Source organism: Streptomyces griseus subsp. griseus (genome assembly GCF_000720255.1).
Taxonomy (GTDB): domain Bacteria; phylum Actinomycetota; class Actinomycetes; order Streptomycetales; family Streptomycetaceae; genus Streptomyces; species Streptomyces griseus_I.
This window is the reverse complement of sequence record NZ_JOJE01000006.1, coordinates 245189-261936: the sequence shown is the minus strand read 5'-3', so window position 1 is coordinate 261936 and position 16748 is coordinate 245189. Positions and strand designations below refer to the sequence as shown.

At 71.1% G+C, this 16748-nt stretch carries 13 protein-coding genes and 1 pseudogene; 4 read left to right on the top strand and 10 right to left on the bottom strand.

Annotated elements, in window-relative coordinates; genetic code table 11:
• Positions 1–21: 21 nt before the first annotated feature.
• A complete protein-coding gene (locus IG99_RS12115; protein ID WP_051865219.1) occupies positions 22–1521 on the bottom strand; it encodes an MFS transporter in 1500 nt (499 codons plus the stop codon).
• A 500-nt stretch (positions 1522–2021) separates the two neighbouring features.
• Positions 2022–2873: a methyltransferase domain-containing protein gene (locus IG99_RS12110; protein WP_037672744.1), complete on the bottom strand. Its 852-nt coding sequence runs from the start codon at positions 2871–2873 to the stop codon at positions 2022–2024.
• A gap of 366 nt (positions 2874–3239) precedes the next feature.
• Between IG99_RS12110 and IG99_RS49575 the strand changes: the two are divergent.
• From IG99_RS49575 to IG99_RS12100, 3 genes and pseudogenes are all read left to right on the top strand, one after another.
• A pseudogene (locus IG99_RS49575) lies at positions 3240–3384 on the top strand (IS200/IS605 family transposase); the annotation flags it as partial.
• 28 nt (positions 3385–3412) lie between these two features.
• Positions 3413–3649: a hypothetical protein gene (locus tag IG99_RS45270; protein ID WP_234311831.1), complete on the top strand. Its 237-nt coding sequence runs from the start codon at positions 3413–3415 to the stop codon at positions 3647–3649.
• 293 nt (positions 3650–3942) lie between these two features.
• Positions 3943–4929, top strand: a complete 987-nt coding sequence (locus IG99_RS12100) for a helix-turn-helix domain-containing protein (RefSeq protein ID WP_037672742.1) — start codon at positions 3943–3945, stop codon at positions 4927–4929.
• 56 nt (positions 4930–4985) lie between these two features.
• Here the strand turns inward: IG99_RS12100 and IG99_RS12095 are convergent, their stop codons facing one another.
• The gene (locus tag IG99_RS12095; RefSeq protein WP_037672739.1) at positions 4986–5537 is read right to left on the bottom strand and encodes a hypothetical protein; all 552 of its coding nucleotides are present in this window, start codon (positions 5535–5537) and stop codon (positions 4986–4988) included.
• 43 nt (positions 5538–5580) lie between these two features.
• Positions 5581–6411, bottom strand: a complete 831-nt coding sequence (locus IG99_RS12090; RefSeq protein ID WP_037672738.1) for an alpha/beta fold hydrolase — start codon at positions 6409–6411, stop codon at positions 5581–5583.
• A 197-nt stretch (positions 6412–6608) separates the two neighbouring features.
• Here IG99_RS12090 and IG99_RS48700 point away from each other — a divergent pair, with 197 nt between their 5' ends.
• Positions 6609–6758: a hypothetical protein gene (locus tag IG99_RS48700; RefSeq protein ID WP_158973176.1), complete on the top strand. Its 150-nt coding sequence runs from the start codon at positions 6609–6611 to the stop codon at positions 6756–6758.
• A gap of 13 nt (positions 6759–6771) precedes the next feature.
• On the opposite strand, the gene IG99_RS12085 is transcribed toward IG99_RS48700, so the two are convergent.
• The 6 genes from IG99_RS12085 to IG99_RS12060 form a co-directional block, all read right to left on the bottom strand.
• The gene (locus IG99_RS12085; protein ID WP_037672734.1) at positions 6772–7374 is read right to left on the bottom strand and encodes a sarcosine oxidase subunit gamma; all 603 of its coding nucleotides are present in this window, start codon (positions 7372–7374) and stop codon (positions 6772–6774) included.
• Positions 7367–10609: a sarcosine oxidase subunit delta family protein gene (locus IG99_RS12080; RefSeq protein ID WP_037672732.1), complete on the bottom strand. Its 3243-nt coding sequence runs from the start codon at positions 10607–10609 to the stop codon at positions 7367–7369. The genes IG99_RS12085 and IG99_RS12080 overlap by 8 nt, the downstream gene beginning before the upstream one ends.
• An 11-nt stretch (positions 10610–10620) precedes the next feature.
• Positions 10621–11853, bottom strand: a complete 1233-nt coding sequence (locus IG99_RS12075; protein WP_037672730.1) for a sarcosine oxidase subunit beta family protein — start codon at positions 11851–11853, stop codon at positions 10621–10623.
• Positions 11850–13169 carry a serine hydroxymethyltransferase gene (glyA, locus tag IG99_RS12070; protein ID WP_037672728.1) on the bottom strand — a complete coding sequence of 440 codons (1320 nt, stop codon included), beginning with the start codon at positions 13167–13169 and terminating at the stop codon, positions 11850–11852. Before glyA ends, IG99_RS12075 begins: the two co-directional genes overlap by 4 nt.
• Positions 13166–14026: a bifunctional methylenetetrahydrofolate dehydrogenase/methenyltetrahydrofolate cyclohydrolase gene (locus tag IG99_RS12065; RefSeq protein WP_037672725.1), complete on the bottom strand. Its 861-nt coding sequence runs from the start codon at positions 14024–14026 to the stop codon at positions 13166–13168. The genes glyA and IG99_RS12065 overlap by 4 nt, the downstream gene beginning before the upstream one ends.
• A gap of 123 nt (positions 14027–14149) precedes the next feature.
• Positions 14150–16588, bottom strand: a complete 2439-nt coding sequence (locus IG99_RS12060; RefSeq protein WP_037672723.1) for a GcvT family protein — start codon at positions 16586–16588, stop codon at positions 14150–14152.
• Between the last annotated feature and the right edge of the window lie 160 nt (positions 16589–16748).

Below are 16748 nucleotides of genomic sequence, written 5' to 3'. Positions count from 1 at the left end.
CGATGAGCTCGTCGTCCTGGCTTACGGCCGACTCGGCTCGGTGGCGGACTCCTCGGACGTGTCGAGGCTGGTCCGCAGGACCACCGGCCGCAGCAGCACCGCCCCGACGATGCCCAGCGCGGCGACACCGGCGGCGATCAGGAAGATGTGTCCGGTCGCGGCGCCGTAGGCGACGCTCGCGCTCTCGTGGTCCTGTGCCATCCGCTCCGTGACCTGGCGTGTCAGCACGGCGCCCAGCACGGTGACGCCACATGTGCCGCCCAGGGAGCGGAAGAAGGTGACCGCGGTGCTGGCGGTGCCGATCTCCTTGAGCGGGACGGAGTTCTGCACGACGAGGATGAAGTTCTGCATGGTCATGCCGATGCCGGTCCCGATGCACAGCATCGCGAGGCTCATGAAGGCCAGTGACGTCGTGTGGTCGACGGTGCCGAGTCCGGCGAAGCCCACCGTGAGCAGGACGGTGCCCGTGAGGAGGAAGGGCTTGAGCTTGCCCGTCCTGCTGAGGAGCCTGCCCGCGAGGACGGAGGAGACCAGCACACCGCCCATCATCGGAATGGTCAGCAGGCCCGCCTGGACGGCCGAGTAGCCGCGGCTGACCTGGAAGTACTGGCTGAGGTAGACCGAGGCCGAGAACATGGCCGTCCCGGCGGCGATGCTTCCGAGGATGGCGAGCAGAGTAGTGCGCTGCCTGATGATGTGCAGCGGCACGATGGGCTCGACGGCGCGCCTCTCGACCCACAGGGCGACGGACAGCAGGACCGACGCGCCACCGACCATGGCCACGGTCTGCCAGGAGGCCCAGGCGAACGAGCCGTCGACGAAAGAGATCCAGACGAGCAGGATGCTTACGCCCGAGGTGATCAGGGTGGCGCCCAGATAGTCGATCCGCACGTTGTCGCGTCGGACGACCGGCAGGTGCAGGGTCCGCTGGAGCAGCAGCAGTGCGGCGCCGGCGACCGGGACGCTGATGAGGAAGCACCACCGCCAGCCCAACCACGAGGTGTCGACGAGGAAACCGCCGAGCAGCGGACCGCCGATGGTGGACAGGGCGGTGACGCTGCTGAGGTAGCCGCTGTACCGGCCGCGTTCACGCGGCGGGATCATCGCCGCGATGGCGATCTGGACCAGGGCCTGTGCGCCGCCCACCCCGATGCCCTGAACGGCGCGCGCGGCGATGAGCTGTTCCGGTGACTGGCTCAGCCCCGCCGCCACCGAGCCCACGACGAAGATGGTGACGGCGATCTGCAGGAGCGTCTTCTTGCTGAACAGGTCGGCGAGCTTGCCCCAGATCGGGGTGGTGGCGGTGGTGCTGAGCAGGGTCGCGGTGACGATCCAGGTGTACTGCGTCTGTGAGCCGTCCAGCGCGCGCACCATCTTCGGCAGGGCGCTGGAGACGACCGTGCTGCTGAGGGTCGAGACGAAGAGGGCGATGAGCAAGCCGCTGAGGGCCGCCAGGACCTGTCGTTCGGCCTGTCGTCGTGCGTCCTTGGGGGCGGACTCGTTCACTGCGGCTGTGCTCATCTCGTGGCTCCCGGGGCCGCTGGTTCGACGGGCGCTCGGCGATCTCGGCGCCCCGCTTTCGCAATGCCTCCCCGCTGTCCGATGATTTGTCCCACTCGCCCCCCGAGAATTCCGACGACTGTGCCTCGTGGAGTGCCGACCGTGACGTCCGCACCGTCGGGGAAGTGCCGTAGGCACCGCGGGGGCGTAGTACTGGTCGCTGGACACGCTGACTCCGAAGCGCACCGCGGCTCCGTGATCACTGTGCGGTCGTCCGACGAGTCTGCCGATCCGTTCGCCCACTCGGCGGAGCGGGCGCCGGCACCGATCCGCTCGGGCCGGACCGGCCCGTGGACGGTTCCGGCTGCTCCGCAGGTCCCGCTCCTGCCAGGCGCCGTCGGTCTCTCCGAGTGCGGACACGCGGTCCGTGATCCCGACGTTGTTGACGAGCGCGCCCGGCGAAGACGGTCGCCGCGGCTGTGTGGGCGTGGCCGAACAGGAGCCCCGGCGCCCGCTCGTGGTCAGCGAGGCTGGTAGGCGGTGACCAGTACGGAGACGGTGACCCGCTCGGGCAGGGGGCCGTCCTCGTTCAGGTCCGCGTGGCTCACATGGCGTGCGCTCGGGGTCATCCCCACCAAGTCCAGGGCGTCCGGCTCGGCCAGGTCGATGGGGTACTGCACCTGTTCGGTGACGACGGCCTCGAAGCAGGGGTCCAGCGCCCGGTGCAGGCGCTGTTCCTTGGCGGGGTCGACGGTGACCATCGCAGGCACTCGGCTGCGCAGCTCCGCCAGGTGCCGCCCGGTCGGACGGACCACGATCAGCCGGCCGGCCGGGCGGAGTACTCGGTGAAACTCGGCCGGATTGCGCGGGGCGAACACGTCCAGCACCACGTCGGCCGCCTCGTCAGCCAGCGGGAAGGGACGGAAGACGTCCCAGGTCGCCGCGGCGGCTCGTTCATGGGCCCGGGCTGCCGCGCGCAGCGCGCGCACGGACGTGTCCAGGCCCAGGCCTCGGGCGCCGGGCAACTGGTCGAGAACGGCGGACAGGTAGTAGCCCGTGCCGCACCCGACGTCCACGACCGTGCCCCGCTCAGGCGCCGAGTCGGCCGCCAAGTCGGCCACGGCTCGGCGGATGGGCGCGTACCCGCCGGTGGACAGGAAGCGGTCCCGGGCCTGGACCATGGCCGCGTCGTCGCCGCTGGTGGCGCGAGTGCCCGTCAGGAGGCCGGCGTAGCCGTGGCGGGCGATGTCGAAGCTGTGGCCCGCCGGACAGCGCAGCGCGCCGCGGTCCGGGCGGAGGCGGCGCGTGCGGCACGTGGGACAGCGCAGCAGGTCGAGGGAGAGTTCGAGGGCGGGGGGAAGCAACACGGGCACGAGGCACTCCTGGCAAGGCTGAGGGAGGGAGACCGTGCCTGCACGAACACGCAGAAGGCCACTGCCTCAGGAAGGAACGGGCAGTGCCGGGCGAGGTGGTCACGCGACAGGCACACCAAGGAGGGCGACGTCGTCCGACATCGCCCTCAACGTCTCCCGGTCACAGGAAACAGCAGTGCGGGGTGCTCATGAATGCCACGTCGTGAGTCTACAAGCCGCGTCACGCATGCGAGTTCGCCGGGCCGCTCATACGCACGAGCTCTCTTCGGGGCCGCCGTCCAGCCGACCGCGGCCGCTGCCGCGGTCGGGCCCCGGAAGGCGTTCACCGACGCCATGCTGACCCGCACCGAAGAGATCATGCGGAAGGTCTGCACCGGCTTCGAGGCCGAGTAGAAACAGTTCAACGGCGAACAGGACCACGTCCATCTGCTCGTGCACTACCCGCCCAAGGTCCAGCTCTCCAAGCTGGTCAACTCCCTCAAGGGCGTGAGCTCCCGCAGGCTCCGCCAGGAATACGACAGCCACGTCCACCGGTACCTGTGGGGCGGACACTTCTGGTCCGGCTCGCGGGCCAGAACGAAGAGGAACGCGCGGCCACCATCAAGCGGCTCGACGTCCGGGCCGCCGTGCTCGCACGGTTGATAGCGCGGCCGGGCGGCCTCGTCCGTCCGGCCCTGCATCTGATCCGGAACACCGAGAGTGATGACGTATCGGCCGTCATCGCGCATCTGGACAACGCCATGGAGCGCCCCGCCGCCCGGCAGGGGACGGGGTGAGCCGGGCGGATTGGCCGAGGACGCGCCCATGCCGACGACTGGGGAGCCGCACCCCCGGGTGTCGGCGCATTTCCGACGGGACAGCCCGAACGGCCCGGACGACCTGAGCGTCAGATGCCGGTGAGGGTGGCCGACCGAGGGGCCCCTGGCATTCTCGGGTCCCGGCGTCGGCCTGGCCGGGGCCGGGTGCGACCATGCGGAACACGCCATGTCGGCGCACGGTGTCGTGCTGCGTGCGCGGGAACCGAGTGATCCCCGCAGGCACGCGATCAGGACATCGGGGAGGGAACGCAATGATCGGGACCGTGTTCCGCAGTGAGGACATTCCCGCGGAAGACAGGTTCGAGCACTGGCGGGAGTTGGTCGGCCGGACCCGCTCCAGCGATTCCACCAGCATGTACGCCACCGACTTCTGGGCGGAGTGCCGTCTGATGGAGCTGGGGCCGGTGACCGTGTGGCCGTTGGCGGCCCTGCCGACGAGTTACCGGCGCAGCCCCAGGATGGTGCGCCAGTCCGACCCGGAGTTGTATCACCTGTCGCTGTTGCTCGACGGAGGGCTGGCTCTCGATCACGCCGGGCGGACCGACCTGTTCGGCCCGCGTGACCTGCACCTGGTCGACAGTTCGCAGCCGTACGACCTCCGACCGGCCGACGGTCGCGAGCACCAGGTCGTCAGGGGAGTCGGCGTGGATCTCCCGAGGGAGCTGCTGCCCCTGCCGCCGCGCCGGGTCCGCGAGTTGCTGGGCCGGGGGCTGTCGGGGCGGGAGGGGATCGGGGCACTGCTGACGGAGTTCCTCGTCGGCCTGGGCCGGCAGGCGGACTCCCTCCAGCCCGCCGACGCGGCCCGTCTGGGTTCGGTCGTCCTCGACCTGTTGTCGACCTGGCTGGCTCAGGTGCTGGACGCGGAGTCCGCCCTGGCGCCGGAGACCCGCCAACGGGTCACGGTCGAACGCGTCCAGGCGTTCATCCGGCAGAACCTGCACGATCCGGAGCTGACGCCACGTGTGGTCGCCGCCGCGCACCACATCTCACTGAGCTATCTCCACCGGATCTTCCAGCAGCACGCGCGGGGTGAGACGGTCGCGGCCTGGATTCGCCGGCGGCGACTGGAGGGAGCCCGCCGTGACCTGGCGAGTCCCTCACTGCGCGGCACTCCCATCCACACCATCGCCGCCCGTTGGGGCTTCCCCCGCCCCTCCGACTTCACCCGCGCCTTCCGCACCGCGAACGGCGTCTCGCCCAGGGAGTTCCGGCACCGGGCCCTGTCCGAGCACGAGTAGCCACTGGCCGGTTCAGTTCGTGGTGGTTCCGTTCTCGGTCCGCAGGGACCACGCCGTCATGGGCCCCACTTCGACTCGGGCCTCTCGACCGCGAGAACGCCGTGGACCTCGGGGACGACGACGACATCGTCGAACCGGTGGCCACGCCCCGCGAGCACGCGGACGCACCGCCCCTTGTCGTTGTAGATCCCGAGCCGTCCCCCGGAGTCGCCGAACCTCGCGGCGATGCGGGTCCCCGGTGCCGGGCACTGGAAGAACCGGGATGCGCCGCCCTTGGCCGCGGGCGGCAAGGGTCCCATGGACATCGCGTCCAGGAACCGGATCTTCCACCGCCCCGACATCTTCAAGCCCCGCATGATCCGCACCGACTCGCATTGCCCGGGTTCGAGGAGGATGTGGGCCCTCTCCCGTCCGAATCCCGACGAGCCCGCGTACTTCTCCGTGTACCGTCCCCGGGGCTCGGTCACGCCGACGACCTCGAAACCCGGGCTGGCGATCCAGCCCCATGCCTCGATCACCACGGGCCGTCCTCGCAGCTGCTTCGGCAGCCCGACGACCCGCGACCGGTATCCCGAGGAGCCGGTCTCCGTACCCGGCGCGTCACGCATCTCGCTCCCCTCTCCGACACAGGAGGGACATGGTAGGGCGCGGTCATTGGGTCGGAGCCGCCCCGATGAAGTCCAGCAGGTCCCGGTTGAGTTGCTCGGCGTGGGTGATGAAGATGCCGTGGCCCGCCCGTGGGTACTCCTTGTACGTGTTGTCGGGAACCAGCTCGGCCAGTCGGCGCCCGCACAGTTCGACGGGTGCCGAGGCGTCCGCGTCGCCGTGGATGATCAGGGTGGGCACTCGGATCGCGCGGGCCTCCTCGCGCAGATCGGTCCGGAACGCCGTCCTGATCACCTCGACGGCGGCCTTCGCCGAGCAGTCCAGGCATCTCCGCACGGTCCATTCCATGAGCTCCGCGGAGATCGTGTTGCCCAGGTGCGTCGCGAAGAACGCCTGTGCGTTCTGGGCCATCCACCGCGGGCGGTCCCTGGTGCGCTCCGCCAGTCCCGCGTCGAGAAGGCTCTGCTCGATACCGTCCGGATGGTCCGGCGTCCGGAGCAGCAACGGCGCGGTGGTGGAGATCAGGACCACGCGGCTCACCCGGTCGTAGCCGTGCCGGGTGAGGTGGCGGATCACCTCGCCGCCGCCCATCGAGTGGGCCACCAGGGTCACTTCGCGCAGATCGAGGTGGTCGAGGAGCGCCGCGAGATCGTCCGCGAGCGTGTCGTATTCGAAGCCGTGGCCGACCCAGTCCGAGCGGCCGTGGCCCCGCTTGTCGAAGGCGACGCAACGCAGCCCCCGTTCGGACAACGGCAGCATCTGGAACTCCCACGAGCTGCTGCTGAGCCAGGCGCCGGCCACGAACACGACGGGGCTGCCCTGCCCCCATTCCGTGTAGAAGAGGGTCGTTCCGTCGGAGCCCTCGAAGTACGGCATGGGCGAGTCCTTCCCGGTCGGTGAGCTGCACGCTGTGAGGGCAACTCTCGTCCGGCGGAGATCACCCGTCGATTACCCGGGAGGTAGGGCGGGCCCGGTCGCGGCCGCTTCGTGGACGGCGTCCGCGCTACGGGGGCAGGGCAGCAGGCCCAGGTTGCGGGCGGTTCGCCGTCGGTCTGTCGTGGGTGCTGTGGGAGATGGTCTCGACCTGGCGCGCGGTACGGGGGCACTCCCTGAGCACGGGCATGGCCGTCCTGCGGCCACGGGCCCGCCGGATGCCGCTGTGGATCACGGCGACCGGCTGGGGCTCCCTGCTGGCGGCGGCCGTCGTGCTCGGCAACCAGTGAGCGGCGAGGCCACTCAGACGTACTCCGCCGCCGCGTCGAGCAGCCAGTCCGCGAGATAGCCGGCGAAGGAGGAACGGACCAGGACCCAGAAGCCGGCCCTGGGTTCGTCGCGGGCGACCAGGACGATCTGGGTGCGGCCCAGTGTCGTCTGGGCGCAACGCCCGGCGCCGAAGGCCCGCGGGTGCAGGTCGAGCGAGCAGCCGTGGGAGAGCAGGTCGCGGGCGCGGGGGCCCGCCACGAGGAGCGTGGTCCGCTGGGCGGAGACGTCGGTGACGGAGACGTGCTCGTCCCCCGCGGCCTCCCGGATCCGGCTGTCCAGGTCCCGCCCCCTTCCCGACGGCGCCACCAGCAGCCACTCGTCCGGACCGAGCCACAGGGCGGTCACGTCACCCGCCCGCACGGCGGTGTTGGGCTCCAGGGGCAGCTGCATGTCGAGCGCGAGCCCGACGGCGTCCGCCGCCGGCCCCTTGCCGTCGAGGCGCAGGTCGATGTGGGTCAGGAAGGGGAGCTCGGCCAGCCGGACGGCACCCTTCGACGTGCGGGTCGCGGCGGCCAGTCGGTCGGCGGCGTGCGCCAGGGGGCTGCGGAGCGGGGCGGTCAGGGCGGTGTCAGCCATCGCGGCGGGCTCCCTCGGGGTCGTAGAGGACGGGGCTCGCGACGGTCACCGGGACCAGCCGGTCACCGACGGGGGCGTAGAGGCGTTCGCCGACGCGGTCCCGGCCGCCCTTGATCAGGGCGAGGGCGAAGGTCCGGCCGAGAGCGGCGCTGCGGTAGCTGGAGGTGACGTGGCCGAGCATCGGGACGGGCGGGGCCGGAAGGACGCTGTCGGCCACCAGATGGGTGCCCTCGGGGAGGAACGTCTCCGGGTCCTCCGGGAGCAGGCCGACCAGGTGCTTGCGGTCGGGGCGGACGGTGTCGGCACGGGCGTAGGAGCGCTTGCCGATGAAGTCGGGCTTCTTCTTCGACACCGCCCAGCTCATGCCGAGGTCGTGGGGCGTGACCGTGCCGTCGGTGTCCTGGCCGATGATCGGGTAGCCCTTCTCGGCGCGCAGGACGTGCATGGTCTCGGTGCCGTAGGGGGTGATGCCGTACGGGGCGCCGGCCTCGTACAGCGCCTCCCACAGGGCGAGGGCCTCCCACGGTGACACGTTGATCTCGTAGGCGAGTTCACCGGAGAAGCTGATCCGGCACACGCGCGCGTCGATGCCCGCGACGGTGGTCTCGCGCCAGGCCATGAACGGGAAGTCGGCATGGGTGACCGCGAGTCGGGGCGCGAGCGAGCCGAGGACGGCGCGGGACTTCGGGCCGACCAGGGCGACGGTGGCCCACTGCTCGGTGACGGAGGTGCAGTGGACCTTCAGCTCCGGCCACTCCGTCTGGAGCCACTCCTCCATCCAGTCCAGTACGGCGGCCGCGTTCCCCGTCGTGGTGGTGACGAGGAAACGGTCCTGGGCGAGGCGGATGACCGTGCCGTCGTCGAAGACCATGCCGTCCAGGCGGCACATGACGCCGTAGCGGATCATGCCTACCTTGAGGGTGCTCATCATGTTGGTGTAGAGCCGGTCGAGGAAGACGGCGGCGTCCGGGCCCTGGACGTCGATCTTGCCCAGGGTGGAGGCGTCCATGAAGGCCACGCCCTCCCGGGCGGCGGCGCACTCGCGCAGCACGGCCGCCTCCATGTCCTCGCCGGGCTGCGGGTAGTACCAGGGCCGCTTCCACTGGCCGACGTTCTCGAACAGGGCACCGTGGGCGACATGCCATCCGTGCAGGGCGGTCGTGCGGATGGGGTCGTGCAGCGCGCCTCGGTCGCGGCCGGCGAGGGTGGCGAAGGAGACGGGGGTGTAGGGCGGGCGGAACGTGGTCGTGCCGAGGGCCGAGATGTCCACGCCGAGCAGTTCGGAGACGACGCCACTGGCCAGGACGCCGGAGGTCTTGCCCTGGTCGTTGGCGGTGCCGGCCGTGGTGTAGCGCTTGGTGTGCTCGACCGAGCGCATGCCGGCGCCGGTCGCGCGGGCCAGATCGTCGACGGTGACGTCCCGTTGGAGGTCGACGAACCGGGGGGCGCCCGGGGCGCCGGGGACGACGTACACGTGCATGGGGGGCGTCGGCCGGGGCTGCTCGGGTGCGTTCGGAAGGCGAGGGGACTCGGGGGTACAGCCCTCGGCCTCGACCGCACGGGCACCGGCGGCGGCACCCTGCGCCAGCACCGCGGCCAGGTCCAGGGCGCCGTTCGCACCGCCCGCGACCTCGACGGCCTGGCGACAGCCGTCCGGGACGAAGGAGCCCAGCGTCTCGTCGTGGCGCAGCTTGCCGCCGGCCTGGCTGAACAGGTGCGCCACCGGGTTCCAGCCGCCGGAGACCAGCAGCAGGTCGGCGGCGAACTCCCGCTGCCCTGAGGTCTCTCCGTAGGGGGCGACGGTCACGGCGGTGAGGCGCGCTCCGCCTTCCGTACCGGTGACGGCGTGTCCGGTCAGTACCTCGATGCCGGCCGCCGTGGCGCGCTGCGCCCACTCCCCCGGTTCGGGGCGGGTGTCGACGATCGCCGTGATGCCGACGCCGGCCGCGGCGAGGTCCAGCGCGGACGCGTAGGCGCTGTCGTTGGTGGTGAACACGATCGCGTGACGGCCGGGCAGGACACCGTACTTGTTGACGTAGGCGCGGGCCGAGGCGGCCAGCATCACTCCGGGGCGGTCGTTGTCCGCGAAGGCGAGCGAGCGTTCGTGGGCGCCGGTGGCGAGCACGACCCGGCGGGCGCGGATGCGGTGGACGCGCTCGCGGGAGACGTGCGCGGGGGCCGCTTCGCCCAGGTGGTTGGTGCGGCGTTCGACCGCGAGGAGGTGGTTGTCGTCGTAGTAGCCGAAGACGGTGGTGCGGCGCAGGACCCGTATGTCGGGGGCGGCTTCGAGTTGGTCACTCAACTCGCTCACCCAGTCGAGGAGTTCGCTGGTGCCGAGGAGGCTGCCGCCGAGTTCGGGCTGGTCGTCGGCGAGGATGACTCGGGCGCCGGTCCTCGCCGCGGCGGCCGCGGCCGCTAGGCCGGCCGGGCCCGCGCCGACGATCAGCAGGTCACAGTGGGCGTGTACGGCGTCGTAGCGGGCGGGGTCCGGTCGGGTGGCGAGGCGGCCCTGGCCGGGGAGGCTGGTGGCGACCAGGCCGTCGTGGAGTTCGACGGTGGTCGCGGGGAGCATCGGCTCGGGGAAGGGTTCCTCGATCTGGATGACGGCGTTGGGTTCTTCCACGCCGGCGGAGAAGATGCCGCGGGGGCGGCCCAGCTTGATGCTGGTCGCTGCCGCGATGACGCCGTTTGCCAGGAGCGCCGAGGCGAGGGTGTCTCCCTGATACCCCTGGTATGCGGTGCCGTCGAAGGTGAAGGTGACGGGGGCGTCTCGATTGACTCGGCCGCGGGTGGGGTGGCGGAACGGTTGGGTTGTTCCGCCCCCGCCGCCCCTGCCCTTCCCGTCCACCAGGGACTCTGCCCCTTCGACCCCGCTGGGGGCCGCGCCCCCAGGCCCCCCTTCGGCCTGAACGGCCTCGTCCTCAAACGCCGGACGGGCTGGATGCGCTGGACGCGGCTCGACCGTCACCGGGCGCTCCTCACCCGCCCGGTACACGGTCAGGATCTCGTTCGTCGAAGTGTCCCGTACCGCGTTGAACCAGCGACGGCAGCCGGCCGCGTGGGTCCAGCGTTCGGGGAAGGGGCCCTTGGGGTTGTCGCGGAAGAACAGGTAGCGGGCCCAGTCCTCGTCGGAGAGGGCCGCGGGGTCCTGCGGGTACGGCACGTGGGCCTGGCCGCCGTAGTGGAACTCGGACTCGTCACGGGGCCCGCACCACGGGCAGGGGATGAGCAGCATCTGTCGGCTCCCTAGTGGGCCACCGCGGCCGCGCCGTGCTCGTCGACGAGCGCGCCGGTGGTGAAACGGTCGAGCGAGAAGGGGGCGTTGAGGGGGTGGGGCGTGTCGTGGGCGATGGTGTGGGCGTAGACCCAGCCGACGCCGGGGGTGGCCTTGAAGCCGCCCGTGCCCCAGCCGCAGTTGAGGTAGAGGTTGTCGACCGGGGTGAGGCCGATGATCGGCGAGGCGTCGGGGCTGACGTCCACGATGCCGCCCCAGGTGCGCAGGACGTGGGCGCGGGCGAAGACGGGGAAGAGCTCCAGGGCCGCCGACATCTGCTCCTCGATGATGTGGAAGGCGCCGCGCTGGGTGTAGGAGTTGTACGAGTCGATGCCCGCGCCCATGACCAGTTCGCCCTTGTGCGCCTGGCTGACGTACACGTGGACCGCGTTGGACATGACGACCGTCGGGTGCACGGGTTCCAGCAGCTCCGAGACCAGGGCCTGCAACGGGTGGCTCTGGAGGGGGAGTTCGATTCCGGCCATGGCGGCGAGGACCGAGGTGTGGCCGGCCGAGCAGAGGGCCACCTTGCCCGCGGCGATCGGGCCCAGTGAGGTCTGGACCCCGACCACCCGGCCGCCGACCACGTCCAGGCCCGTGACCTCGCAGTTCTGGATGATGTCGATGCCCGCGGCGTCCGCCGAGCGGGCCAGGCCCCAGGCCACGTGGTCGTGCTTGGCGATGCCGGCGCGTGGCTGGTAGGTGCCGCCCAGGACGGGATAGCGCACGTCCGGGGAGATGTTGACGATCGGGCAGACCTCCTTCACCCGCTCGGCGTCCAGCCATTCCGCGTCGACGCCGTTCAGGCGGTTCGCCTCCACCCGTCGGACGCTGTCGCGGACGTCCTGGAGGCTGTGCGCGAGGTTCAGTACGCCGCGTTGGGAGAAGAGGATCGGGTAGTCGAGCTCCTCCGCGAGGCCCTCCCACAGCTTGAGGGCGTGCTCGTAGATTCCTGCGCTCTCGTCCCAGAGGTAGTTGGAGCGGATGATGGTGGTGTTGCGGGCCATGTTGCCGCCCGCGAGCCACCCCTTCTCCAGCACGGCGACGTTGGTGATGCCGTGGTTCTTCGCAAGGTAGTGCGCGGTGGCCAGGCCGTGCCCGCCGCCGCCCACCACGATCACGTCGTACGAGCGCCTGGGCTCGGGCGTGCGCCACAGCCAGTCGGGGTGTTCGGGGAGCTCGGCGCCGGGGGTGCGGGGGCTCATCGGGCGTCTCCGTGTGCGGACGGGGCGGACGGGGCGGACGGGTCGGATGGCTCGGACAGGTGCGGATAGAGCGGGTGCCGTGCCGCCAGTGCCTCCGTGCGGGCGCGCAGGGCGGGGATGTCGGGCTCGGACCGGAGGGCGAGCGCGATCACGTCGGCGACCTCCGCGAAGTCCTCTTCGGTGAAGCCTCGTGTGGCCAGCGCCGGGGTGCCGATGCGCAGGCCCGAGGTGACCATGGGCGGGCGCGGGTCGAAGGGCACGGCGTTGCGGTTGACGGTGATGCCGATCTCGTGGAGCAGGTCCTCGGCCTGGCGGCCGTCCAGCTCCGAATCACGCAGGTCGACCAGGACGAGATGGACGTCCGTGCCGCCGGTCACCACCCTCACCCCGGCGGCCGAGGTGTCGGGGCGGGTGAGGCGCTCGGCGAGGACGCGGGCGCCGGCGAGGGTGCGCGCCTGGCGCTCGGCGAACTCGGGGGACGCGGCGACCTTGAACGAGACGGCCTTCGCGGCGATGACGTGCTCCAGCGGCCCGCCCTGCATACCCGGGAACACCGCCGAGTTGATCTTCTTCGCGAGGTCGGCCTGGTTGGTGAGGATGGCGCCCCCGCGTGGTCCGCCCAGTGTCTTGTGGGTCGTGGTGGTGGTGACGTGGGCGTGCGGTACGGGGCTGGGGTGCAGCCCCGCCGCGACCAGTCCCGCGAAGTGCGCCATGTCGACCATCAGCAGGGCGCCCACCTCGTCGGCGATCCGCCGGAAGGCGGCGAAGTCCAGTTGCCTGGGGTACGCCGACCAGCCCGCGATGATCATCTTGGGGCGGTGTTCCTTGGCGAGCCGCTCGACCTCGTCCATGTCGACGAGGTGGTCCGTCTCGGACACGTGGTACGGCACCACGTTCAGCATCTTGCCGCTGTAGTTGATGCGCATCCCGTGGGTGAGGTGGCCGCCGTGCGCGAGGTCGAGGCCGAGGACGGTGTCGCCGGGCTTCAGGAGGGCGAAGAAGACGGCGGTGTTGGCCTGGGCGCCGGAGTGCGGCTGGACGTTGGCGTAGCCCGCGCCGAAGAGGGACTTGATCCGCTCGATGGCCAACCGCTCGGTGACGTCGACGTGTTCGCAGCCGCCGTAGTAGCGACGGCCGGGGTAGCCCTCGGCGTACTTGTTGGTGAGGACCGAGCCCTGCGCCTCCAGCACGGCGGAGGGCGCGAAGTTCTCGGAGGCGATCATCTCGAGCGTGGACTGCTGGCGGTGCAGTTCGGCGCGGAGGGCTTCATGGACCTCGGGGTCCAGCTCCGCCAGGGGGGTGTTCAGCGCGTTCATACGGCGTTCGCGTTCCTCTCGGCGGCCTCGACGACATTGGCGAGCAGCATGGCTCGGGTCATGGGGCCCACGCCCCCGGGCATGGGCGCGAGCCATCCGGCGACCGTCGCGGCGTCCGGGTGGACGTCTCCGACCAGTCCCCGCTCGGTGCGGGTGATGCCGACGTCCAGGACGGCCGCGCCGGGGCGCAGCATGTCCTTGGTGATCAGCGCGGGCACCCCGGCCGCCGCGACGACGACGTCCGCCTCACGGACGTGCCAGGCCAAACCCTTGGTACCGGTGTGGCAGAGGGTGACGGTGGCGTTCTCGGACCTGCGGGTGAGCAGCAGCCCGAGAGGCCGGCCCACGGTGACGCCCCGCCCGATCACGCACACGCGTGCTCCGGCGAGCGGCACCTCGTACCGCCGCAACAGCTCGACGATCCCGCGCGGTGTGCACGGCAGCGGCGCCTCGACTCCCAGGACGAGACGCCCGAGGTTCACGGGATGCAGCCCGTCGGCGTCCTTCGCCGGGTCCATGCGCTCCAGCACGGCGTTGGCGTCCAGATGCCCAGGGAGCGGCAGCTGCACGATGTACCCCGTACACGCCGGGTCGGCGTTCAGCTCGTCGACGACGTCCTCGACCTGCCGCTGAGTGGCGTCGACGGGCAGCTCACGCCGAAGGGACGCGATGCCGACCTGCGCACAGTCCCGATGCTTCCCGGCGACGTAGGCACGGCTGCCGGGGTCGTCCCCGACCAGCACGGTGCCGAGCCCGGGCGCGCGACCGCCGAGGGCGGTCAACTTGGCTACACGCTCGGCAAGTTCGCGACGGATCTCACCGGCGGTAGCCTTACCGTCAAGCAGCTGTGCAGTCACCGACGGAACTCCTTCCAAGAGCCTGAGCTGCAACGCCCTGAAGGGGCGCGGGGCTGTATTGATCAGCGGATCCGCCGCGGGGCGCGACCAGCCACAACGGAGCCGCACCGAACAACGGCCCCCTCAGCCCCGCAGCCGCGACATCGTCGAGTCGAACAACGGTTCCTCCGCCACGACCGCTTCCACCCGCTGGTCGAAGTACCCGATGTCCACCCGCGTCCCAGGCGCCGCCAGCTCCGCCGGCAGCCACGCGTAAGCGATCCCCTTGCCGATCGTGTAGCCGTAAGCCGCGCTGGTGACGTAGCCAACGGCAGCCTCACCGTCGTAGACCGGCTCCTTGCCCATCACCACCGCCCGCGGATCCTCGACCGTGAGACAGCTCAACTTCCGCCGCACGTCGGCCTTGCGCCGCTCCAGCGCCGCCTTCCCGACGAAGTCCTCCTTGTCGAGCTTGACCGCGAACCCGACCCCCGCCTCGTACGGGTCGTGCTCGTAGGTCATGTCCGTGCCGAACGAGCGGTACCCCTTCTCCAGCCGGAGGCTGTTGAACGCGCCCCGCCCGGCGACGATCCCGCCGAGCGGCTGGGCCGCCTGCCACAGGGTGTCCCAGAGCTTCAGTCCCTGGTCGGCGGTGGTGTACAGCTCCCACCCGAGCTCCCCGACGTACGACAGCCGCATCGCCGTCACCGGGACGCTCCCCACGTACGCCCGCTTGGCCCGGAAGTACTTCAGGCCGTCGCTCGAGAAATCCTCGTCCGTCATGGGCTGGAGGACCTTGCGGGCCAGCGGTCCCCACAGGCCGATACAGCAGGTGCCGGGGGTGATGTCGCGTACCTGGACCGTGCCGTCGGCGGGGAGGTGGCGGGTGAACCAGTCGAGGTCGGCGTTGCCGTTGGCGCCGACCTGGAACCGGTCGGGGGCCAGCCGGGCGACGGTGATGTCGCTGCGGATGCCTCCGTCGTGGTCCAGGAGCAGCGTGTACGTCACGGAGCCGACCGACTTGGCGACCTTGCCCGTGCACAGCCGCTCCAGGAAGACAGCGGCACCGGGGCCGGTCACCTCCAGGCGCTTGAGGGCGGTCATGTCGTAGAGCGCGACGGTCTCGCGGGTCACCTGCGCCTCGGCGCCGACGATCGGGGACCAGTACCGCGCCGCCCAGTCGTTGGGAGTGGGGATGCTGCGCCCTTCGACCAGGCCCGCGTTGGCCTCGTACCACTGCGGGCGCTCCCAGCCGTTCGCCTCCAGGAAGAAGGCGCCGAGCTCCTGCTGGCGGGGGTGGAAGGGGCTGGTGCGGATCGGGCGCGGGTGGCCCGACGGCTGGAGGGGGTGGAGGATGTCGTAGACCTCGACGAAGTTCTGGCAGTCGCGGGCCAGGACGTACTCCGGTGACAGCTGGTGCGGTTCGAAGCGGTTGACGTCGCACTCGTGCAGGTCGAAGGACGAGCAGTGGCCGTCGACCAGCCATTCGGCCATGGCCCGTCCGACGCCCGCGGAGTGGGTGACCCAGACGGCCTCGGCGACCCAGAAGCCCTGGACGTCCGGGGACTGGCCGAGCAGCGGGAAGTTGTCGGTGGTGAAGGAGAACAGGCCGTTGATGCCCTCCTCCACCTTGGCCTCCCGCGTCGCGGGGAGCAGGGACTGCGTCTCGGTCCAGGCGTCCTCGAAGTCCTCCTCGGTGAACGTCAGGACCGACGGCATCGCCTCGGCCTCGTCCACGGAGAGGATGTCGTCGACGGAGACCGGCATGGGGCGGTGGCCGTAGTACCCGATGCCGATGCCGTCGAAGCGGTCGCGGTAGTAGAGGTCGGCGTCCTGGTGGCGCAGGATCGGGCGCACCGCCTCCTCGGTCTGGCCGGCCAGGGCGGGGACCGGGCCGGTCCAGGCGAGCTGGTGGGCGAGCGGGGTGAGCGGGAGGTTCATGCCGACCATGCGGGCGATCTTCTGGCCCCAGATGCCTGCGCAGCACACGACGATGTCGGCGGGGATCTCGCCCTGGTCGGTGAGCACGCCGGTGACGCGGCCGTCGGCCTGCCGGACGTCGAGGACTTCGTGGCGGGCGAGGAAGCGCACGCCGCGCTCGGTGGCCCGGCGGATCTGGGCCTCGACGGCGAGGACGGCCTTGGCGAGTCCGTCCGTCGGGACGAGGAGGCCGCCGAGGACCCTGTCGCGGTTCACCAGGGGGTGCTGCTCGACGCACTCGTCGGGGGTGAGCAGCCGGGCCTGAATGCCCCAGGCGGTGATCCAGCCGTGGCGGCGGTGGATCTCGGTCAGTCGCTCGGGGGTGGTGGCCACTTCGAGGCCGCCGACCTGGAGGAAGCAGGGCTTGCCGTCGACGTCGAGGGAGCAGAACTTCTCGACGGTGTAGCGGGCCAGTTCGGTCATGGTCTTGGAGGAGTTCGTCTGGAAGACCAGTCCCGGGGCGTGCGAACTGGAGCCCCCGGTGGCGGGCAGCGGGCCCTGGTCGACCACGGTCACTTCGGTCCAGCCTCGCGCGGAGATCTCGTCCGCGAGTGCCGCGCCCACGACGCCCGCTCCGATGATGACCACTCGGGGTCCCGCCATCGCCGCACCTCCGAATCGGTTGCTGTCTACGCAACATGCTTCAGGTTGCGCAACTCAATGTGCCTGTCCGGGAAGGGGGTGTCAAGAGGCCCGTGACGTCGGGAAACACGCCGGAACAAGGCAATGCCCGGTGGGCGGTACGCGCGTGTGCGCACCGCCC